At 73.4% G+C, this 18,145-nt stretch carries 27 protein-coding genes; 21 read left to right on the forward strand and 6 right to left on the reverse strand.

The genetic code is table 11. The features are described 5' to 3' along the window. Window positions 1-143: 143 nt before the first annotated feature. Window positions 144-773 (reverse strand): hypothetical protein, encoded by a 630-nt coding sequence (locus DER29_RS21110; RefSeq protein ID WP_233600092.1) that lies wholly within the window; start codon window positions 771-773, stop codon window positions 144-146. Window positions 774-1,007: 234 nt separating this feature from the next. Here DER29_RS21110 and DER29_RS21115 point away from each other — a divergent pair, with 234 nt between their 5' ends. Then, window positions 1,008-1,409, forward strand: coding sequence for a rhodanese-like domain-containing protein (locus DER29_RS21115; RefSeq protein WP_121400090.1), 402 nt, complete (start codon window positions 1,008-1,010; stop codon window positions 1,407-1,409). A gap of 208 nt (window positions 1,410-1,617) precedes the next feature. Here the strand turns inward: DER29_RS21115 and DER29_RS21120 are convergent, their stop codons facing one another. The 5 genes from DER29_RS21120 to DER29_RS21140 all read right to left on the reverse strand — a co-directional run bounded on the left by DER29_RS21120 (window position 1,618) and on the right by DER29_RS21140 (window position 7,405). Continuing rightward, window positions 1,618-3,162: a cobyric acid synthase gene (locus tag DER29_RS21120; protein ID WP_121399433.1), complete on the reverse strand. Its 1,545-nt coding sequence runs from the start codon at window positions 3,160-3,162 to the stop codon at window positions 1,618-1,620. Then, on the reverse strand, window positions 3,159-4,163 hold the full coding sequence (locus tag DER29_RS21125) for a cobalamin biosynthesis protein (RefSeq protein WP_121399434.1): 1,005 nt from the start codon (window positions 4,161-4,163) through the stop codon (window positions 3,159-3,161). Before DER29_RS21125 ends, DER29_RS21120 begins: the two co-directional genes overlap by 4 nt. 584 nt (window positions 4,164-4,747) lie before the next feature. Continuing rightward, complete coding sequence (locus DER29_RS21130) at window positions 4,748-5,521, reverse strand: single-stranded DNA-binding protein (protein WP_233600134.1); 774 nt, start codon at window positions 5,519-5,521, stop codon at window positions 4,748-4,750. Between the two features lie 28 nt (window positions 5,522-5,549). Then, on the reverse strand, window positions 5,550-6,983 hold the full coding sequence (locus tag DER29_RS21135; RefSeq protein WP_121399435.1) for a recombinase family protein: 1,434 nt from the start codon (window positions 6,981-6,983) through the stop codon (window positions 5,550-5,552). Beyond that, the gene (locus DER29_RS21140) at window positions 6,983-7,405 is read right to left on the reverse strand and encodes a helix-turn-helix transcriptional regulator (RefSeq protein WP_158619070.1); all 423 of its coding nucleotides are present in this window, start codon (window positions 7,403-7,405) and stop codon (window positions 6,983-6,985) included. The genes DER29_RS21135 and DER29_RS21140 overlap by 1 nt, the downstream gene beginning before the upstream one ends. 234 nt (window positions 7,406-7,639) lie before the next feature. Here DER29_RS21140 and DER29_RS21145 point away from each other — a divergent pair, with 234 nt between their 5' ends. The 20 genes from DER29_RS21145 to DER29_RS21240 all read left to right on the forward strand — a co-directional run bounded on the left by DER29_RS21145 (window position 7,640) and on the right by DER29_RS21240 (window position 18,074). Further along, window positions 7,640-7,891 (forward strand): helix-turn-helix transcriptional regulator, encoded by a 252-nt coding sequence (locus DER29_RS21145; protein WP_121399437.1) that lies wholly within the window; start codon window positions 7,640-7,642, stop codon window positions 7,889-7,891. After that, on the forward strand, window positions 7,888-8,076 hold the full coding sequence (locus DER29_RS21150) for a hypothetical protein (RefSeq protein ID WP_121399438.1): 189 nt from the start codon (window positions 7,888-7,890) through the stop codon (window positions 8,074-8,076). Before DER29_RS21145 ends, DER29_RS21150 begins: the two co-directional genes overlap by 4 nt. Before the next feature lie 149 nt (window positions 8,077-8,225). Further along, window positions 8,226-8,534, forward strand: coding sequence for a hypothetical protein (locus DER29_RS21155; RefSeq protein WP_370040367.1), 309 nt, complete (start codon window positions 8,226-8,228; stop codon window positions 8,532-8,534). Continuing rightward, window positions 8,534-8,851, forward strand: coding sequence for a hypothetical protein (locus DER29_RS21160; RefSeq protein ID WP_121399439.1), 318 nt, complete (start codon window positions 8,534-8,536; stop codon window positions 8,849-8,851). The genes DER29_RS21155 and DER29_RS21160 overlap by 1 nt, the downstream gene beginning before the upstream one ends. Then, window positions 8,848-9,180, forward strand: a complete 333-nt coding sequence (locus DER29_RS21165) for a hypothetical protein (protein ID WP_121399440.1) — start codon at window positions 8,848-8,850, stop codon at window positions 9,178-9,180. Before DER29_RS21160 ends, DER29_RS21165 begins: the two co-directional genes overlap by 4 nt. Continuing rightward, complete coding sequence (locus DER29_RS21170; protein WP_121399441.1) at window positions 9,177-10,484, forward strand: AAA family ATPase; 1,308 nt, start codon at window positions 9,177-9,179, stop codon at window positions 10,482-10,484. The genes DER29_RS21165 and DER29_RS21170 overlap by 4 nt, the downstream gene beginning before the upstream one ends. Beyond that, window positions 10,481-12,367 carry a UvrD-helicase domain-containing protein gene (locus DER29_RS21175; RefSeq protein WP_121399442.1) on the forward strand — a complete coding sequence of 629 codons (1,887 nt, stop codon included), beginning with the start codon at window positions 10,481-10,483 and terminating at the stop codon, window positions 12,365-12,367. The genes DER29_RS21170 and DER29_RS21175 overlap by 4 nt, the downstream gene beginning before the upstream one ends. Then, the gene (locus DER29_RS21180) at window positions 12,360-12,623 is read left to right on the forward strand and encodes a hypothetical protein (protein ID WP_233600093.1); all 264 of its coding nucleotides are present in this window, start codon (window positions 12,360-12,362) and stop codon (window positions 12,621-12,623) included. The genes DER29_RS21175 and DER29_RS21180 overlap by 8 nt, the downstream gene beginning before the upstream one ends. Beyond that, window positions 12,623-12,850 (forward strand): hypothetical protein, encoded by a 228-nt coding sequence (locus DER29_RS21185; protein WP_121399443.1) that lies wholly within the window; start codon window positions 12,623-12,625, stop codon window positions 12,848-12,850. The genes DER29_RS21180 and DER29_RS21185 overlap by 1 nt, the downstream gene beginning before the upstream one ends. After that, window positions 12,847-13,044: a hypothetical protein gene (locus DER29_RS21190; RefSeq protein WP_121399444.1), complete on the forward strand. Its 198-nt coding sequence runs from the start codon at window positions 12,847-12,849 to the stop codon at window positions 13,042-13,044. Before DER29_RS21185 ends, DER29_RS21190 begins: the two co-directional genes overlap by 4 nt. Beyond that, the gene (locus DER29_RS21195) at window positions 13,041-13,412 is read left to right on the forward strand and encodes a WhiB family transcriptional regulator (RefSeq protein WP_121399445.1); all 372 of its coding nucleotides are present in this window, start codon (window positions 13,041-13,043) and stop codon (window positions 13,410-13,412) included. Before DER29_RS21190 ends, DER29_RS21195 begins: the two co-directional genes overlap by 4 nt. Beyond that, the gene (locus DER29_RS21200) at window positions 13,409-13,765 is read left to right on the forward strand and encodes a VVA0879 family protein (RefSeq protein ID WP_121399446.1); all 357 of its coding nucleotides are present in this window, start codon (window positions 13,409-13,411) and stop codon (window positions 13,763-13,765) included. Before DER29_RS21195 ends, DER29_RS21200 begins: the two co-directional genes overlap by 4 nt. An 81-nt stretch (window positions 13,766-13,846) precedes the next feature. Continuing rightward, window positions 13,847-14,725, forward strand: coding sequence for a hypothetical protein (locus DER29_RS21205; protein WP_121399447.1), 879 nt, complete (start codon window positions 13,847-13,849; stop codon window positions 14,723-14,725). Beyond that, window positions 14,722-14,925, forward strand: a complete 204-nt coding sequence (locus DER29_RS21210; protein ID WP_121399448.1) for a hypothetical protein — start codon at window positions 14,722-14,724, stop codon at window positions 14,923-14,925. Before DER29_RS21205 ends, DER29_RS21210 begins: the two co-directional genes overlap by 4 nt. Beyond that, a complete protein-coding gene (locus DER29_RS21215; RefSeq protein ID WP_121399449.1) occupies window positions 14,922-15,437 on the forward strand; it encodes a hypothetical protein in 516 nt (171 codons plus the stop codon). Before DER29_RS21210 ends, DER29_RS21215 begins: the two co-directional genes overlap by 4 nt. Before the next feature lie 3 nt (window positions 15,438-15,440). Further along, window positions 15,441-15,644, forward strand: coding sequence for a hypothetical protein (locus DER29_RS21220; RefSeq protein WP_121399450.1), 204 nt, complete (start codon window positions 15,441-15,443; stop codon window positions 15,642-15,644). Then, window positions 15,641-15,829 (forward strand): hypothetical protein, encoded by a 189-nt coding sequence (locus tag DER29_RS21225; protein ID WP_121399451.1) that lies wholly within the window; start codon window positions 15,641-15,643, stop codon window positions 15,827-15,829. The genes DER29_RS21220 and DER29_RS21225 overlap by 4 nt, the downstream gene beginning before the upstream one ends. Further along, window positions 15,826-16,530, forward strand: coding sequence for a hypothetical protein (locus DER29_RS21230; protein WP_121399452.1), 705 nt, complete (start codon window positions 15,826-15,828; stop codon window positions 16,528-16,530). The genes DER29_RS21225 and DER29_RS21230 overlap by 4 nt, the downstream gene beginning before the upstream one ends. A gap of 123 nt (window positions 16,531-16,653) precedes the next feature. Then, a complete protein-coding gene (locus DER29_RS21235) occupies window positions 16,654-17,754 on the forward strand; it encodes a competence protein CoiA family protein (protein WP_148710092.1) in 1,101 nt (366 codons plus the stop codon). Between the two features lie 131 nt (window positions 17,755-17,885). Next, complete coding sequence (locus DER29_RS21240) at window positions 17,886-18,074, forward strand: hypothetical protein (protein ID WP_121399454.1); 189 nt, start codon at window positions 17,886-17,888, stop codon at window positions 18,072-18,074. Window positions 18,075-18,145 lie beyond the last annotated feature (71 nt).

An 18,145-nucleotide genomic window follows, 5' to 3' on the forward strand; every position in this document is an offset into this window, starting at 1 on the left:
GCCCGACCTCTCAGCGGCGGCGCTCCCGGCAACGCCTGCGACGTCACGCCGCCTTGACGGCCGCCAGCGGCGGCGCACGCGGCGACAGGCCCGCCATCTCGCCCGGGTCGACGGCCCCGCCAGGTCGCCCCGGGCGACGGCCCTCAGCGGTGGCGCACGTAGTAGCGGTCGGCGTCGTGCGGCAGGACCGGGGCGCCGTCGACCACCAGGTCCGCGCGCGCCTCGGTGCCGTCGGCAGCGAAGTGCGACCGCTCCCCGAGGTGCCAGCGACGCAGCTCCGGCAGGATTTCCGGGCCGTCGCGCTTTAGCGCCCGGGCCAGCCGCAACGGCGCCGGGGCGGTGACGAAGACGGCCAGGGTGAGGTCCGCGGTGGCGGCGGCCCGCGCCGCGCTCACCCCCTCGACGAGGAGCACCGGCGCCACCGGCACCGGCACCGGGCGCGGCAGGAAGGCCCGACGGACCCAGCTGTACCGGCGGTACGCCCCCGGCCGGCCGGCGCGCAGCGGCCCGAGCACCCACTCCTCCAGCCGCGGCCAGAAGGTGAACTGGTCGTCCCAGCCGTCGAGCAGGTCGTCGGTGTGCACCACCGGCGGCGGGCCGCCGCCGGGCAGGGCGGCGAGGGCGTCCGCGAGCCGCGCCGCGAACGCGCTCTTGCCCGCGCCGCTCGGCCCGTCCACCGCCACCAGCCGGGTCCGCCCCAACCGCGCCGGCCCGGCGAGCACCCGCCGGGCCAGCCGGTCGTACGCCTCGACCACCGCCACCGCCACCGCCACGTGGCCGACGGTAACCAGGCCGGATCCCCAGCCAGCGCGCGGGCCTACCGTGGCGGGAGGTCCGGCGTCGGCGGGACGCGCGGACGCCGGACCGGGCCGGGGCCCCGGTCGTCGCCGCGGCTGGCGGTGCTCCGATCGGGGGTCGCCCGAACGAGCGTTCGTCGGGCACGCCGGGGCGTTCGTCGGGCGGAGTGCGGGACGGGGCGGGATGATCTGCTGGTGTCCCACAGCGTGATGAGTCCGGGCGTCGACGCCCTCCTGGAACAGGCCCGCGCCGGGGTACGCCGGCTGACCCCGCACCAGACCGTCGAGGCGGTCCGTACCGGGGCGTTGCTGATCGACACCCGCACCGACGCGCAGCGGCAGGAGCAGGGCGACCTGCCCGGCGCCATCGTCATCGACCGGACGGTGCTGGAGTGGCGCCTCGACCCGGCCAGCGCGTGGCGGATCCCGGAGGCCACGGCGTACGACCAGCGCATCGTGGTGGTGTGCCGCCAGGGCTACAGCTCCAGCCTCGCGGTCGCGAGCCTGCGGGCGCTCGGACTGCACCGCGCGACCGACATGATCGGCGGCGTGCAGGCGTGGCGCGAGGCCGGGCTACCCATGTCCGACCGCCCCGCCGACATCCGCCGCTGACCGGACCCGGGCCCGCCAACCGACTGCCCCACCCGCTCCCCCCGCCCGCGCCCATGCTTCGTGCCCCATGCCCCATGCCCCATGCCCCATGCCGGTGATCAAGAGGTTTGCGTCCTGATTCGCGGCTGCACAGGGCACAAACCTCTTGATCACTCCTGCCAAGGGGCCGGGGGCCCGCGCGCGGGCGCGGCGGCGCGGTGGTCGGGGTTCAGGGGAGCTGTGGGGATCCGGGTGGGATGAAGGGGAGGCCGGCGGGCGGGCCGGACTCGACGAGGTGCCAGAGGGCGTCGGTGTCGAGGTGCTCCTCGACCAGGTCACCGAGCAGGTCCAGGGAGCGCTCGCGGGCGGCGGCGAAGGCGGTGTCGGGGGCCACCGTGAAGCCGGTCCGGCCGGCGAGCCGGGCCACCTCGGTCAGGAACCGGCGGCGGAACCCGTCGGACTCGAAGGCGCCGTGCCAGTGGGTACCGTGCACGGCGCCCACCACGGCTCCCTCGCCGCTGCCGTCCGCACAGGTCAGCAGCGGGGTCAGCGCCGGGTCGGCGTGTGAGACGTACCCGTGGTGGATCTCGTAGCCGTGGACCGGGACGTCGCCGCGGGCGGTGCCGACCGACTGCCGGACGGTCTTGCGCAGATCGAAGGTGACCTCGATCGGCAGCAGGCCCAGTCCCGGCACGCTGCCCTGCCGGCTCTCCACCGGGTCGTGGATCGCCCGGGCCAGCATCTGGAAGCCGCCGCAGATGCCGAGCAGCGGCTTGCCCGCCGCCGCGTGCGCCAGGACGGCGTCGGCCAGGCCGGTCTGCCGCAGCCAGGCCAGGTCGGCCACGGTCGACTTCGAGCCGGGCAGCACGACCAGGTCGGCGGCGGCCAGTTCGGCCGGCTCGACGGTCAGCCGGACCCGTACGCCCGGCTCGGTGGCGAGCGCCTCGACGTCGGTGGCGTTGCTGATCCGGGGCAGCCGGACCACCGCCACGTCCAGCCAGTCGGTGCCGCGCGGGGCCGCCGGTCGGCCGAGCACCCGGCCGTACGCGAGCGAGTCCTCCGCGTCGAGCCAGAGGTCGAGCGCCCAGGGCAGCACCCCGTACGTCGGTCGGCCGGTGACCTGGCGCAGCATGTCCAGCCCCGGCCGGAGGAGCCCGAGGTCGCCCCGGAACTTGTTGATCACGAAACCGGCGATCAGCGCCTGGTCGGCCGGGTCCAGCAGAGCGAGGGTGCCGAACATCGAGGCGAAGACCCCGCCCCTGTCGATGTCGCCGACCACGATCGTGGGCAGTCCCGCGTGCCGGGCCAAGCCCATGTTCACGTAGTCGCCGGCCCGCAGGTTGATCTCCGCCGGGCTGCCGGCGCCCTCACAGATCACGACGTCGTACGCGGCCCGCAGCTCGGCGAGCGCCGCGTACGCGGTCTCGGCGAGCCGGGGACGCAGCTCGCGGAAGTTGCCCGCGGTGACCGTGTCGACGGCCTCGCCGAGCAGCACCACCTGGCTGGCCAGGTCGCTGCCCGGCTTGAGCAGCACCGGGTTGAACCGCAGGTCGGGGGCGAGACCGCAGGCGGCGGCCTGCATCGCCTGCGCCCGCCCGATCTCGCCGCCCCGGCCGTCCGGGCCGACGACGACGGCGGAGTTGTTGGACATGTTCTGCGCCTTGAAGGGCGCCACCTTCACGCCCCGGCGGCGCAGCCAGCGGCAGATCCCGGCGGTGAGCACGCTCTTGCCGGCGTCCGAGGTGGTGCCGGCGACCAGCAGGCCGCCGCTCACCGCCCGCTCCCCCGCCCCGCCCCGGCCACGACGCGCCGCCCGACGGCGCCCACCAGCCGGCCGAGGGTCAGCGGGTACGCGGCGGCCAGCCCGAGCGCGGCCAGCCCGACCGCGCCCGAGATCCGGGCGGCCCGCTTGAGGTGTCGTGCCTCGGGGCGGGGGCCGTCACCGAGGAAAGGACGCACCTCGGAGCGCCCGAAGTAGACGTTGCGTCCGCCCAGCCGTACGCCGAGGGCGCCGGCCATCGCCGCCTCGCACTGCCCGGCGTTCGGGCTGGGGTGGTCGTTGCGGTCCCGGCGCCACACGCGCCACGCCCGTTCCCGGTCGCCGTGCGCGGTCGGCGCGACCGCGACGGTGAGCAGGCCGGTCAGCCGCGCGGGCACCAGGTTGAGCAGGTCGTCGAGGCGGGCGGCGGGGGTGCCGAACCGGGCGTACCGCGGCGAGCGGTGGCCCACCATGGCGTCGAGGGTGTTCGCCGCGCGGTAGCCGAGCAGGCCGGGCAGCCCCGCGACGGCGCCCCACAGCAGCGGCGCGACGACCGCGTCCGAGGTGTTCTCGGCGAGCGACTCCACGGTGGCGCGGGCCAGCTCGGGCTCGTCGAGCGCGGACGGGTCCCGGCCGCAGAGGTGGCCGAGCCGCTGCCGGGCGGCCGGGAGGTCGCCGGCGCGCAGCGCCCGCCCCATCACGGTGGCCTCGCGCCGCAGCGTGCGCCCGCCCAGCACCGTCCAGGTGCCGGCGGCGACCAGGGCGGCCCGGGCCACCGGCCGGCGCCGGGTGGCGACCGTGGCGGCCACGCCGAGCAGCACCGGCGCGCCGACCGCCAGCACGGTGAACGCCGCTCCGGCAAGCCGGTCCGGACGGTACGTCCGCCGCTCCAGTGCCCCGGCGGCACAGCCGAAGCCGGCCACGGGGTGGTACCGGCGGGGGTCTCCGAGGAGCGCGTCGAGGGCATACCCCGCGACCAGTCCCGCCGCGGTCGCCACCGGCGTCGCCTGTCGCACCCGCCACCACCTCCGGCCGGCCAGCCTAGCCGAGCGCCCTGCCGACCCCCGGCCGAACACCCGACCACCCGCGCCCCGGCCACCGTCATCGTCGGCGCCGCGCTCGGCGGGGCCGTGGCGGCGGCGTTCGTCCCCGATCGCCCGGACCGCGCCAGCCACTCCGCCTCCCCCAATGGCCCCACGGTCCGGTCGACCACTTGACCGGTCGAGCTGGTCGAGCCGGTCGAGCCGGTCGAGCGCGAGGCAGGGGAAGGGCGGGCAGTGCGGGGGCCGAGCCGCGGCGCCCATGATCGTTTGACGTCGCCCCGGAAGGAACGGCGGCGGACGCCCGGCTGCCGTGCAAACGATCACGCATGACCCAGTCGCGATCGGGCAGCACCCCGCAACGGTCCACCACGACACCGCTGATGCACCGCCCACCGGGCGGCCCCGACGGGCCGGCCGGCTCCGCCCACCGCGCACCGCGCACCGCGCACCGCGCACCGCGCATCAGAACGACTCACCGGAGCGCCCGGGGACACGCGGGGTGACGACGGCACCGCCGGCGCCACCCCGCCCCCGTCGTGTCACCCGGGCGCGGGCGGTCACACGGGCTGCGGCACCCGCCCCCGGCCCCGTCGGCCACGGCCGGCCGGGGAGACGCCCGCCTCGGCCTCCTCGGACGACGGGCCCGGCTCCGCCACGGCCGCGTCGCCCCGACCACCCCCGGCACCCGGGGCGTCCTCCGGTGGGTCGGTCACCGGCGCCGGGCCGTCGGCTTCCGGCTCCGGCCCGTCGGGCTGCCCGCCGTGGGGCTCGTCCGTCGGGTCGTCGAACGGGTCGAGGGAGCCGTCGCCGGTGGCGTCGCCCGGCAGGCCGTGACCGGCGAACGCGCCGAAGTCGGGCTCGAAGTCGTCGTCGAGCGGTCGGCGGTCCGGCAGGACGGGGGCGTCCTCGGCCGGCACCGGCTCGGTCGTCTCGCCGCGTACCCGGTGCTCGGCCTCGGCGTCCTCGACGGTGCTGGTCGTCATCGTCGGCCGGGTGCGCTGGAACCGGCTGCGGCCCCGGGACAGGTCGTGGCCGACGGCGACCGCCTCCAGCTCGTAGAGCGAGCGGTGGTTGCCGGCGTCGTCCGTCCAGTCGCGGGTGTAGAGCCGGCCGCAGACCACCACCGGGTCGCCGACCATCACCGAGGCGGCCACCCCCTCGGCGAGCTTGCGCCAGCAGTTGACCCGGACGCGCAGGCTGTTGCCGTCGACCCAGCGCCCGCTGTCGCGGTCGAGCCGGCGGGCGGTCGAGGCGACCTTGAAGTTGGCCACCAGGGTGTTGCTCTGGGTGGTGCGACGCCACTCCGGCGCGGTCAGCACGTTGCCCACGATCGTGACGGATCAGAAAAGCCGAATACGTCTACCAGTGGAAATGCACCGTCACGCGCTTCTCTTCCGGCTGCCGCCACACTTCCGCCGGCCGCACCTTAACGTGACTGACCACAGAACGTAACGATCGACCGCGTTCGGCAAACGTCATTTTCGGCCACAGTGCGAGGAACTTCTCCACCATCGCAGCCTCTTGCTCCGGGTCGGGCACCTTCGCCTCGGCCGGCAACCTGGCCAGCTCGGCAGCGGCAGTCCGCTCGGTGCGCCGAAGGTCCGCCAGCGCCTCCTGGTACACCTCGTCGGGGAGCTGGTCGAGCGCGTTGCGGGTAGCCAGCTTCACCATCGCCGCCCGCGCGTCGGCCACCTCTCGCTCCAGGCGGGCGCGGTCCACCCTGGCGGCGGCGCGCTTGGACAGTCGGACAGCACGCGCTTCGGCATCTGTCCGTAGTCGTGCTGCGTAGTCCGCGACCTGATCGAGTACTTCCTGCTCGACGCGGGCGAGCAGCGGACGGCCGACACCCGGGCAGTCGCCACCTTTCACGTCGCCGCGCCCCTGCCCGCAGACGAGCCGCTCACCCTGCCGCTGGAGGCGGTGGCCCCGAGGGCACACGACAAGACCGACGAGCGACCATGTGGCCGCCAGGGCGCGCGGTGGCGTGCCCGCCTCGGCGTCTAGGCGCTCCTGCACCCGCGCCCAGGTGTCGTCGTCGACGAGGGCGTCGTGCTCGCCGGGCAGTTCCTCGCCGCCGGCTACGACCATGCCTCGGTAGGCGGCGTTGCGGAGCAGCTTCTTGACGTTGGGCGTGTGCATCGCCACGCCCCTCATGGTGGCCAGGTACTCGGTGATCTCGCCGATGGGTTCGCCAGCGGCGTACCGGCGGAACACCTCGGTGATGGCGGGGGCCAAGTCAGGGTCAGGGGTGAGCATCTTGTCGCGCTTGAGGTAGCCCAGCGGTCGGCCGTGGTGCTTGCCGGTTTCGGCTCGGCGAGCGATGGCACCGGACCAGCCGCGGCCGATCTCGTCGGACTGCATCTCGGCCAGGGAGAGCAGGTTGGTGAGCATCCACCGTCCGGAGGGGGTGGACGTGTCGATCTGCTCGGACGCCGACATGATCGTGACGCCCTTGGCAGCCAGCTCGGCGAGCACCTGGAGGCTCTCGAGGACGTTGCGGCCGAACCGATCGATCTTGTAGACGGCGATGGCGTCGATGTGTCCGTCTGCGGCCATGCGGCGGATGCGGTCGATGCCTTCGCGGGCGAAGTCGCGGCCGGTCTCGTCGATGTCGTCGATGACGGCGACCTCTTGGAGTCCTGCGGGGCGGATCATGCGGCGGATGCCGTCGAGTTGGATGTCGGGGCTGTAGAAGTCGTCACCGCCGCGTCCAGCCAGTTCGGAGACGCGGCGGTAGGCGACGACGCGTTTTGGCTGGCCGGGTACGGCGGTGAGTTTGCGGCGGCGGGGCATCAGCCGGCGGCGCGGCCTCGCCCACGCTCGGCCTGGTCGGCCAGTTCGGCGAGGTATCGCAGCGTCGCCCTCAGCGTTGCTCGCTCAGCGTCGGGGGTGAGGGGGTCGTTGAGTCTGCGCATGATGATGACCAGGTCGGGGTCCAGTGGTGGATCGCTGGTAGACCGCCCGGACGATGGGCTGCCGGTCCGAAGCCCTGCCGCGGTGAGTACCTCGTCGGCGTCCAGGCCGAACAGTTGGGCAAAGGCCTCGACGACAGTCGGGTCTTCGGGTCTGCTCTTGCCGGACTCCCAGCGGATGATCGTGGTCCGGTCTATGCCGAGCCGGCGTGCCAGCTCGGACTTGTTCATGCCGACCCGCTCGCGCGTCTTGGTGACGAGCGAGGCCCAGGCGCCACGGTCATGCGTCGCAGTGTTGCGCACCTGCACACCGTAAGGCACTGAACTCGGCGTATCCGCAGGTCGTGACGGCTCTGGACGCGTCCTGCGGCGTGGTTGCAGCAGGCTGAATTGCCGTCGGGTGAGTGCCCTCGTGGGCGTTTCGACACGTTGCATGGGTGCAACGCTAGGGGACGCAGGGCCTACTCACGAATCAGCCGAACGGCTGATGTGTTGCACTGTTGCAACACCCGCCACAGCGGGGGTACGGTCTGTGGCATGAGTGCAGCACCCCCCCGAGGCGAACCTGCAACACTCTCGCCGATTCGGCTGAAGACCAACGTCTTCGACACCCTCGCAGCACCCCTGGGAGCCGGCTCTGAGCAGGAGCTGGCCCGCCTTTTGGACATGGACCGCACCACCCTCTACCGCATCCGTCGGGGCATGGTCACGCCCACCCTCACGGTGGCGATGCGCATGGCCGACCGGCTCAACACCACCGTCGACGAGCTGTTCGAGGTAGCAGCGTGAAGCGCCCCGTCGCCCACCGGCGCGTCGAGCCCATCGACCCCGACAGCCCCGGCGGCAAGGCCGCCGCAGAGGCCATGTCCCAGGTCCTCGCCGAAATCCAGGTCGCCATCTGGCGCCGCGAGGCCCTCGCCGCACAACAGACCGAGCAGCCTACTCCCGCCGAACCCCTCAGGAGGTCCGCGTGACCGCCACAGCCCGTGCCGACTTCATCTGGAACCGCCGGCAGCGCCTGGTCGACGCGCTCACCGGAGCGCGCCGGCAGCAGTAACGAACGAAGCCCCCGCTGCAACGGGGGCTCCCACCCGGACAACCCAACCCTGATCGAGGAGTCCAGATGCACCAGACCCTACCGGAGACACCGGTGCAACCCGGGTCGCCGGCCACGCCGTGGCCGAATCCGCCGCAGATTCCCCCGGGCGGCCCCACCTACTTCCCGGCCGCCGCGCCGATCACCGTGCCGGACCTGCCGTGCGGCCACCTGCCCGGCGACGTGCACGACGACGAGTGCGCGTACTGGGTCGGGGTGGCTGCGGGTGACTACCCGTCCCCGGACGCCTACGTGGTGACCGACGCCGTGACGATCCCGCCGCACCTGCTGGGCCTGCTCCCGCTGACCGACCCGGCCCTTCGGGACGCGGCGTGATGGCCGCCCTGACCGCGGCCCTGGCCATCGCCGTCGTGCTGCTGCTGATCGCCCTGGCTGCCGCCGCCCTGCTGGCGTACGGGTACGCCACCGCCCTCGCGGCCACCACCGCCGAGCGCGACGAGGCCCGCGACGACCTCCACACGGCCCACCGCGAGGAGCGGCGGCTGCGCGCCGAGCTCGAGCAGCGAGCGGTCGCGGCGGCCGTCCTCACCCCCGACGCCGAGCGGCCGTGGCCCCTCTGGGGCTACCGCACCCTCCGCGACATCCACACCGCCCGCTCCGCCGCCGACTTCGACCGGAAGGACCAACGGTGACCGTCGACGCCCCCACCGCCCAACAGCCGCCCGTCGCCGCGCCGGCCCCCACCGAGGGGCCGGCCCCGGCCGGGCCGTACATCGGCCGGCACCGCGCCGGCCGCCGCGAGAAGCGCGGCACCCACCACCAGGTCGCCGAGCCGGTCTCCGCCGACTGGTCGCCGCTGCACCCCGCCGACCGGCAGGCCCTCGCCCCGCACCACTGGGCCGACCGGCACCTGCCCGCGGGCGTCGACGAGCGCACCGGCCGCATCGACACGGCCGCCGTCCTCGCCGAGCTCCGCAGCGACCTGACCGACACCGACACCACCCAGGGAGCCCAGCAGTGACCGCCCTGCGCACCCGCAAGCCCACCGGCCGCGTGCCGTGGCCGCTCATCCTCATCGAGGGCGGCGAGAAGTCCGGCAAGTCCTGGGCCTGCGCCCAGTTCTCCACGTCCCCCCGGATCGGCCAGATGTACTGGATTGACCTCGGCGAGGGCGCCGCCGACGAGTACGGCGCCATCCCCGGCGCGACCTACCTCGTCGTCGAGCACGACGGCACCTGGGCGCAGATCCAGGCCGCCGTCGACGCCGTCAAGGCCGAGGCCGCCCGCGCCGCCGCAGCCGGTGAGCCGCCCGTCGTGCTGGTCATCGACTCGATGACCGCCGAGTGGGACCTGCTCAAGGACTGGGCGTCCGACAAGGCCCGCCGCCGGCACGAGTTCAAGGTCCGGAAGTACAACGCGAAGCCCCTCGGCCCGGACGAAGAGCCGAAGATCAGCATGGACCTCTGGAACGAGGCTGGCGCTCGCCACCGCAAGCTGATGACCACCCTGATGACCTTCCCGGGCATCGTCCTCCTGACCGCCCGCGGCAAGGAGGTCGCCGCCCTCGACGAGGCCGGCAAACCGATCGAGCGGCAGCGCGAGTACAAGGTCGAGGGCCACAAGACGCTCGGCTACGACGTGTCCTGCTGGATCCGCCTCGACCGGACCAAGCCGGGAACGGTGATCGGGGTCCGGTCGGTGCACGTCGGCATCCGGCCGGGCTACGACGACCCGATCGAGCTGGCCCGCGATTGGTCGATCGAGAACATCGTGTTCGACACGCTTGGCTGCGCGCCGGCCGAGGCACACACCCGGCACCTGGTCGCGTTGCAGCCCGCCGAGCCGGACGACGAGCGTCCCGTGTCCGGCCCGCCGGCTGCTGAGCCCCGCCCCGCCCCCACCGCGATCGGCCTTCGGGACTGGACGCTGCACCCGGACCGTACCGCGGGCGGCATCCGGCAGGCCGCCGCGAAGCTGAGCCACGAGTACCCCGACATCGCCGCCGAGCAGGTCACCAACGAGCACGGCGACCAGGAGCAGCTCTCCGCCCTGATGGAGCGCCGCGCACGGGAGCTGACCCCGGCGCCGCAGGCCGCCGCCCCCAGCGAGCACGAGGAGCGCCGCCGCAAGCGCATGTTCGCCCTGCTCACCGAGCTGGGCTACACGGAGCGGGCGCAGTACCGGCAGGTCATCGGTCACGTCCTGAAGCGGGACGTGGCGTCGAGCAAGGACATCACGGCCGCCGAGGTGGAGGACGTCATCGCCGCCCTGGAGATGCGCAAGCGGCAGCTCCGCAACCAGCAGCCGACGGGAGCCGCAGCATGAGCCACAAGCCCACCGACGAGCAGGCCACGGTCATCGACGCGTTCGTGGACGGACAGTCCCTGGTCACGGTCGCCGTTGCCGGAGCCGGCAAGACCAGCACCATCCGCATGTCCGCTGAGGCCGCCCCGACCCGCCGCTGCCTGTACGTCGCGTACAACAAGGCCCTGGCCGACGAGGCGAAGACCTCCATGCCCCGCAACGTCGAGGCCCGCACCGCCCACTCGCTGGCCTTCCGGGACGTCGGGTACCGGTACAAGCACCGCCTCGACGCGCCCCGCCTGACCGCCCGCCAGTCCGCCGAGATCATGTACGCCGGGGGCTCCATCCCGGCGACCCGGGTCCTCAACGCCCCGGTCGACCTCGGCGGGGTGGTGCTCCGCCCCGCCGCTCTCGCCCGGACCGCGCTGGCCACGGTGAACCGGTACTGCGAGAGCGCCGACCCGGAGATCGCCGCACACCACGTGCCCAAGGTGGAGGGCGTCACCGGCCACGCCCGCAAGGCCCTCGTCGACGTGGTCCTCCCGATCGCCGACCTGGCCTGGTCCGACTTGCGGCACCCGTCCGGCAAGCTCCGCCACGTCCCGGACCACTACCTGAAGGTGTGGGCCCTCGGCTCGCCGTACATCCCGGCCGACTGCATCCTCTTCGACGAGGCCCAGGACGCCAACCCGGTCCTCGCATCGGTGCTGACCGGGCAGCGCGGCGCCCAGCTTGTCGCGGTCGGCGACCCGTGCCAGCAGCTCTACGCCTGGCGGGGCTCGATCGACGCCCTCGCCACCTGGCCCGCCGACGTGCGGCTCACCCTGTCGCAGTCGTTCCGGTTCGGGCCCCGCATCGCGGCCCGGGCCAACCAGTGGCTCGGCCTGCTCAACGCCGAGACCCGCGTCATCGGCGCACCGTGGATCGAGTCCGTCATCGGGCCGATCGAGCAGCCCGACGCGGTCCTGTGCCGCACCAACGCCGGCGCGATGCGCGAAACCATGGAGCACCTCGCCGCAGGCTCCCGGGTGCACCTGACCGGTGGTGGCAGCGAGATCCGCCGCCTCGCCGAGGCCGCCGAGAAGCTGATCCACGGAGAGCCTACCGACCACCCCGAGCTGGCGGCGTTCGCCTCGTGGGACGAGGTGTGCCAGTACGTGGCGGAGGACGACGGCGGTGACCTGGCGCCCGCCGTGAAGCTGATCAACGACTACGGGCCCGACGCCATCATGGCCACCTGCGACCGGCTCACCCGCCGCGCCGACGACGCCCAGGTCGTCATCTCCACCGGCCACAAGAGCAAGGGCCTCCAGTGGCCCCGGGTGCACATCGGCGACGACTTCCGGGAGCCGACCCCGGTGCCGTACCCGACGCCGGAGTCCCCGCGGAAGGCCCTGGTGCTGCGCAAGAGCGAGTTGATGCTCGCGTACGTCGCGGTGACCCGGGCGCAGCAGCAGCTCGACGACGACGGTGTGGCGTGGGTCGACCGCGTCCACTCGTACGGCGTGCCGGTCGTGGTGGTCGGGGAGCGGCGCGACGAGCAGGAGCCGGAACCGCTGGTGGTCAAGCACCACCCGCCGCACTCGATCCTCCCGGACGCCCCGGACCCGCTTGACCCCGTGTGGCCGCTGTCGGCCGCCGAGATCGAGGATGCCGAGCAGGCTGGCCTGGTCGTCCGTCCGGAGTCCCCGGCGAACGGGCTGGACGACCTGATGCTCGACGAGCTGACCGGGCCCACGCCAGCGCCCGGTGTCCGCCCGACCGGCCCGGACGGTGTGCCGCTGTCGCCGACGTGCCTGCGGTGCGGGCTGCCGCCGGCCGACTGCACGGACATCTTGCCGATGCTGTGGCACGCCGCCGCCGGCCGGCCCGCGCCCGAGCTGGTGGGTGCGGACCGTGGCTAACGTCATCCAGTTCCTCGGGGCCGGCGTCACGCCGGCCCCGGCCGGGCCCCGAATCGCACCCGCCGACCTCGACGCCATGGGCGAGCGGTACATCGCGTACGCCGAGGCCCGCGACAGCGGCTCCACCGTGGTGGCGGACCTGCTCGCCCGGGCGGTCGCCGACGACGTACCGGCCTGGCGCGACGAGGTCCACCGCCTGGAGCTGCTCCGCCAGGAACTGGCCGCTGAGCTGGACCGCCTGCAGGGCGGTGCGTAATGGCCGACCAGCGACCCGACTACATCGGCTACTGCGACCAGCACGGCAAGCGGCTCTACCCCAGCCGCAAGCAGGCCAAGCAGCAGCTCCGCCGGCACCGCCGCCGGCAGGGCATGCGCGAGTACCCCTGCGACCTGGTGGCTGAGCACTGGCACGTCGGACACCTGCCGAAGGACGTGCGGGAGGGGCGCGTCACGGCCCCGGAGATCTACAGGGGCCAGCGGTGAGCCGCCGCACGATCGCCACGGTCCGCCGCCCGGACCCGCACCGCTACGCCGCGGCCCCTGGCGTCCCCGGGCGCTGCACCTGCGGACTCCCGGAGGCCAACGGCGTACACGACGAGGCCGCTGCGGCTGCGGCGGAGGCCCAGCGGGACGCCGCCCAGGCCGAGCACCTGCGCCGCATCGGAGACGACCGGTGACCGCCGCCCTGTGCGCCACCCGACCGGCCGACTGGTGGGACCTCGGCGACGACGGCAACCGGCTCGCCCTCGCCATCTGCCGCGTCTGCCCGGTCCAGACGGCCTGCGCAGCGACCGCCGACCGGGAAGCCGGCGTCATCCGCGCCGGCATCGCCTACCTGGAGCGGGGCCAGGTCGCCCCGATCTGCCAGTGCGGCTACCCCGACGACAAGCGGCTCGACCCGCGCCGCACGACCGTCCTGTGCCGCCGCTGCCACGTCCCGAACCTGCGGGCGTGGCGGCAGGACCGGCGCCGCTACTGGTCCGACTACTACCGCCGCCACAAGGCCGCCACGTCGGCCACGACCAAGGAGACCCGAGCCGCATGAGCACCGCACTGAAGCACCGCAAGCTCACCCAGGCCGAACTCACGACCGAGGCCGCTGCCCTCTTCGGCAACGACCCGATGCGTTGGGCTTTCCGCTGCCCGAACTGCGACGACATCGCCAGCCCCGCCGACTTCAAGGCCGCAGGGGCACCCCCCGGGATGGCCGGACAGGAGTGCATCGGCCGTTCCCTCGGCGCCCTGAAGAAGCCGACCCCGACCAACACCCGCGGCTGCGACTGGGCCGCGTACGGCCTGTTCCGGGGCCCGTGGGAGGTGGTCGTGCCCGCCGAGGACGGCAAGCCGGAGCGCTCGATCTGGGCGTTCCCCCTCGCCGCGTCGGCCGCCGACGCCTGACCGGTCCGGCCGGGTCCCGCTTCCCCGGGGCCCGGCCCCGGCCACCCCGCACAGACCGCACGACAGTCAGGAGTCCGACCCGTGGGTGCACGCCTCGTCGGCCTGGTCCTCGCCAGGTGGACCCACCTGCCCGACCGCGCCTTCCGCGTGGCCGTACGGATGGCGCTCACTGCCCTGGACGAGCCCACGGACAAGGTGCCCGCCGCAACGTACTTCGGCGGACGCGACGCCCTGGCCAACGTCCTGCGCAACGAGCGCGGCGGCACGCGCGACAGCGTCCTACGCGTCGTCCGCCTCGCCATCGAGGACCTGATCGACGCCGGAGCCGCGAAGCGGGTCTCCAAGGGCCGCGTCGGCAACAACGCGGTCTACGAGCTGACCCTCCTCAACACCCCCAAGTCCATCGGCAAGCGTCACTGCACCGTGGAGAAGGAGGGGGAAACCAGCGTTCCCCCTGAGGGGGAAACCGGGATTCCTCCTCAGGGGGAAACCAGCATTCCGCAGAGGGGGAACGCCGCATTCCCCCCTAGGAACCACGACGAACCAAGAGAGGACCCACAGGAGGAAGTAAGGCTCCCCGTACCTCCGGTCCTACCTGCCGTAGACACCACTGGGGGCGCGCCGCCCCCAGACCCCCGACGACCCGACGACCCTTCGGGCCGCCGGACCTCACCGGAAACCGCAACCTCCGCCGAGGAACAGCAACCACCTCAGCCTGAGACCGCAACTCACGACCGCGCGCACGCGAGCGACCCGCCGCCGGCTCTCCGCCTGGTCCCCGGCAACCCTGACGCCATCCCCACCGACGAGCGGACCAGCCTCTTCCCCGCCCCGGTGCCCGGACCGCCCCGCAACCCGCTCCGCCGGCCCGACCGCGCCGCCCAGGCCATCGCCGAAGCCACCGCCCGCCGCGAAGCCGCCCGCGCCGCCCACCAGGCCGCCCAGGGAGAGACCGGATGACGACCTTGCCCCGGCACCGCACCCCGGGCGAACGCCGCGCCCAGGCGTCCGCACAAGCCGCCATCGCCCGCGCCCTCGCCCACGTGCCACCCCCACCCGCCGAAGAGGACGAGTTCGTCCTCGGCCAGCAGTACCCGTACGTCACCCCCGCCCGCGCCCGACAGATCCGCCACGAGATCGAGGAGACCCGAGCCCGATGACCACCACCGAGCCCTACGCCGCCGGAGACGCCCCCACCGGCCACAGCTTCGCCACCTACCTCGACGCGGACGAGCGCAACCAGCTCGACGCCCGAGCCGCCACCGCCGAAGCCGAACGCGACGAGGCGCTCGACTGCCGCAACGTCCTTCGCCAGCAGCTCGACACCGCCCGCGAAGACACCCACCACGACATCGCCCGCCAACTCGACACCCTCGCCGCAGACCCCAGCCTGCTCCGCGACTGGCTCACCACCTGCCAGCCCCAGCCCACCGGATTCGGCGAACTGCTCCACGCCCTCGCAGAGAAGCTCCGTCAGGCCCCGGCGCCGGGCCTCGGTTCCTCGTGTCGCGCGCAGGAGCAGCCGGCCGACGCTCGCCGACGCCACGCCTTGGCCTTCAACGCCCTCAGCCGCACCCTCGCGGAGATCGGGCCGTTCGTGGCGCTGTCGGTGCGGGAGCGGTGCGCCGAGGCTGTCCTGGCCGCCCTGGACGGCGACGAGCGGGAGGGCTGACCGATGGCCGAGACCCCCGAGCACGTCGCCCTCACCCTCGACGGCAGCCTCGACGACTACGGCGTCCGCCCCGGCGCGATGCGGTGGATGCCACCCGAGAAGGCCGCCGCCTTCCGCGCCGCGAACTCGCCCGACGCCGTACGCCGCCGCACCATCCAGCTCGCGTCGCACGTTCGCCAGGCGCTCGCCGAGCAGGCCCGCCCATGATCCGCCGTCTCCTCGCCGCAGGCGCCGCCGCGTACGTCGCCCTCATCGCCGCCGTCCTCGGCCTCACCGCCGCCCTCGACATCACCTGGGACCCCGAAGCCGCCGTCGCCCAGGCCCTCGCCGCCGTGTTCCTCGGCCAGTACCTCCTCGTCGCCCACCTGTTCAGCCGAAAGGGTCGTCCGTGACGTCTCCGCACCACCTGCACGCCGTCGCCGCCGCCTGGTCCCTCCAGGCGGCGCGCCACCACCTCCACCACCTCGCCGACGAGGAAGCCCAGCAGATCGCCGCCGAGCAACTGGAAGCCCCCGCCCTCCTCCAGTCCCCGGCTTGGGGCCGCCGACACGCCCTCGGCGGCCACGGCGACCCCACCCCCGGCATGGTCGTCATCGCCACCGACCCCCGGCCCGCACGACGCAACCGGTGGGCCGAGATGCACGGACGGCTCGACCGGAAGCTGACCTGGCTCGCCAACGCGGTCTTCGCATCGCCACCCCACGCTGACGCGCTGGACCGTCTCCAGAGCTGTATCCCCGACCTCCAGCCCGGCACCGCCGCCCTCGTCCACCGGCACCTGGCCGACGAAGACCAGTGGGTCCGTGACGCCCTCGGCATCGACCCGGCCCGCGCGCTGCTGCCCGGCAACCCGGAGTGCCCCGCGTGCGGTGCCCGCGCACTGGAGGTGCAGACCGCCGGCCCGGTCGACGCCTGGACCGTCGTGTGCGCCGGGACCCGCCAACCCGGAGGCGGACCGCACAACCCGTGCCTCTGCACCGGGCAGGGCTGCCCGTGCGGCATGCCCAGCGCGGTGGAGGGCGTCGCACACATCTGGCCGCGTGGCGTCGTCCTCGGTGGGGTCGCGGGGGCCGCACCGCAGCAGGCCTCGTGAGCCACGATCACGGTTGATGCCTTGAGCCCCGCTACGGGTAATTATGTCCGAAGTTCCGCAATGGAATGACCTCTCCCCGGAGAGCGCTGCACATTGACGACGCCGGCCAGGATCGGAGAGGTGATGAGCGAGACGAACGTCGTCCGACACCTGAAGCTCGACATCACTCTCGACCTTGCCCGGCCGGACCTCGGCCACCCGGAACAGCCCGACCTCTGGGAAGAACTCCGGAAGCGCCCCGTCCACCGCGGTGAACTCCGCTGCATGGGGCGCTGTTTCGAGCGCGACCCCAACAACCCGCAGTGGGTCTACCTGCGAGAGCGTCAAGGGCAGCGCCAAGCCGTCCACCTCAACCCAGGCGCCCGAGCCAACCACGCCGGTGAGAGCGAGAGTGACGAGCACAAGGCGCTGAAGGAGCGCGGCTACAAGGCTGCGATTAGCGCTGGGCTGCGCGCCACCGTGGAGGAGCACGCCCCACATGGCAAGCGCATCACGGACCTGGTGATCGAGGCCGACGGGCATCGCCTCGGAGTTGAGTACCAGCGCTCCCTGCAAGCCCCGGCTCGCATCAAGAGCCGGGTGGCCATCGCCCGAGCGGACGGGCTCACGCCGTTCTGGGCGACCGACAATCCAGAGCTGAAGATCGACTATCGGGCGCCGTTTGCCCGCTTTAACGGTGCCCAGCCCTACGAGATCCTCGCCGGTGCAAGCCTCCGCGTGGTCAGTGGGTACGACAAGGTCGCCTACGAGCGCTGCGGCTGGAAGGGGCCGCGCTGCCCTGTCAGCGGCGGACCCCGCTGCGGCAAGATTCACGCCTACCGCCTGGCCGCCAGCATCGAGCTAGACGAACTTCAGATCGGAGCGGCCACCCGGGTGTTCCTGCCCTTGCAGGAACCGAAGAAGGGCGGCGGCTTCAACCACCGGTGGCTGCGAGCCGAAGACCTTGAGCGATACCTGGACGACCGCAACCCCGGAAGCGCTCTCGCTGTCCCCACCCTCGCTCCCGCCGACCGGGCCGCCGGCCTCGCGTGTAACCAGCGGGGCGGCCTTTTGCCGCCCCTGCAGGGGCAGCGTGCTGGGAACCAAAGGGCCGGCCTCAACTGGTCCAAGCACGCCGTTGGGGAGCCGCAGCCGTGCCGGATCTGCCGGAAGCCCGCCTTCATGCGCGACGAGGACGGTCGGCCCTGCCACAAGGTCTGCGCTGAATCGCAGATCGGTGGATAGGCGCGGTCGAGGGGGCGCCACATCTAGCTGCGGTCTGCCGTAGTGAGTGCGGTCGCGGCGGCCAGCACCGACTAGTGGCACAATGGACTTGCCCACCCACACCATGTCCAAATCGATAGAAGGGACAACCTGTGGCGGAACTCGCCAAGGGCGATCAGTGCCCGGAGTGCGGCAACCCGATCGAAAACCTCGTTCCGTACGAGAGCAGCGACATCACCCACCCCCGGCGCGCCCGGGCATCCCAGGTGCGGGTGGCCATTGAGCCCTGCGACCACAAGGTGACCGTCCAGGCTCCGTACCACGGGCCGACGATCATCTGATCGAACCGCGTGATGCCCCCGAGAGCAGCCTCTCGGGGGCATCACGCGGTTCGGCCAGGCATACAACCTCG

Origin of the sequence: Micromonospora sp. M71_S20, assembly GCF_003664255.1 — a bacterium.
GTDB lineage: Bacteria > Actinomycetota > Actinomycetes > Mycobacteriales > Micromonosporaceae > Micromonospora.

Bases quoted from the DNA above. Each gene is read 5' to 3' on its own strand.
- DER29_RS21115 (WP_121400090.1), top strand. From the start codon at position 1,008: ATGAGTCCGGGCGTCGACGCCCTCCTGGAACAGGCCCGCGCCGGGGTA.
- DER29_RS21135 (WP_121399435.1), bottom strand. From the start codon at position 6,983: ATGCCCCGCCGCCGCAAACTCACCGCCGTACCCGGCCAGCCAAAACGC.
- DER29_RS21145 (WP_121399437.1), top strand. From the start codon at position 7,640: ATGAGTGCAGCACCCCCCCGAGGCGAACCTGCAACACTCTCGCCGATT.
- DER29_RS21155 (WP_370040367.1), top strand. From the start codon at position 8,226: ATGCACCAGACCCTACCGGAGACACCGGTGCAACCCGGGTCGCCGGCC.
- DER29_RS21160 (WP_121399439.1), top strand. From the start codon at position 8,534: ATGGCCGCCCTGACCGCGGCCCTGGCCATCGCCGTCGTGCTGCTGCTG.
- DER29_RS21175 (WP_121399442.1), top strand. From the start codon at position 10,481: ATGAGCCACAAGCCCACCGACGAGCAGGCCACGGTCATCGACGCGTTC.
- DER29_RS21185 (WP_121399443.1), top strand. From the start codon at position 12,623: ATGGCCGACCAGCGACCCGACTACATCGGCTACTGCGACCAGCACGGC.
- DER29_RS21200 (WP_121399446.1), top strand. From the start codon at position 13,409: ATGAGCACCGCACTGAAGCACCGCAAGCTCACCCAGGCCGAACTCACG.
- DER29_RS21210 (WP_121399448.1), top strand. From the start codon at position 14,722: ATGACGACCTTGCCCCGGCACCGCACCCCGGGCGAACGCCGCGCCCAG.
- DER29_RS21215 (WP_121399449.1), top strand. From the start codon at position 14,922: ATGACCACCACCGAGCCCTACGCCGCCGGAGACGCCCCCACCGGCCAC.
- DER29_RS21220 (WP_121399450.1), top strand. From the start codon at position 15,441: ATGGCCGAGACCCCCGAGCACGTCGCCCTCACCCTCGACGGCAGCCTC.
- DER29_RS21225 (WP_121399451.1), top strand. From the start codon at position 15,641: ATGATCCGCCGTCTCCTCGCCGCAGGCGCCGCCGCGTACGTCGCCCTC.
- DER29_RS21235 (WP_148710092.1), top strand. From the start codon at position 16,654: ATGAGCGAGACGAACGTCGTCCGACACCTGAAGCTCGACATCACTCTC.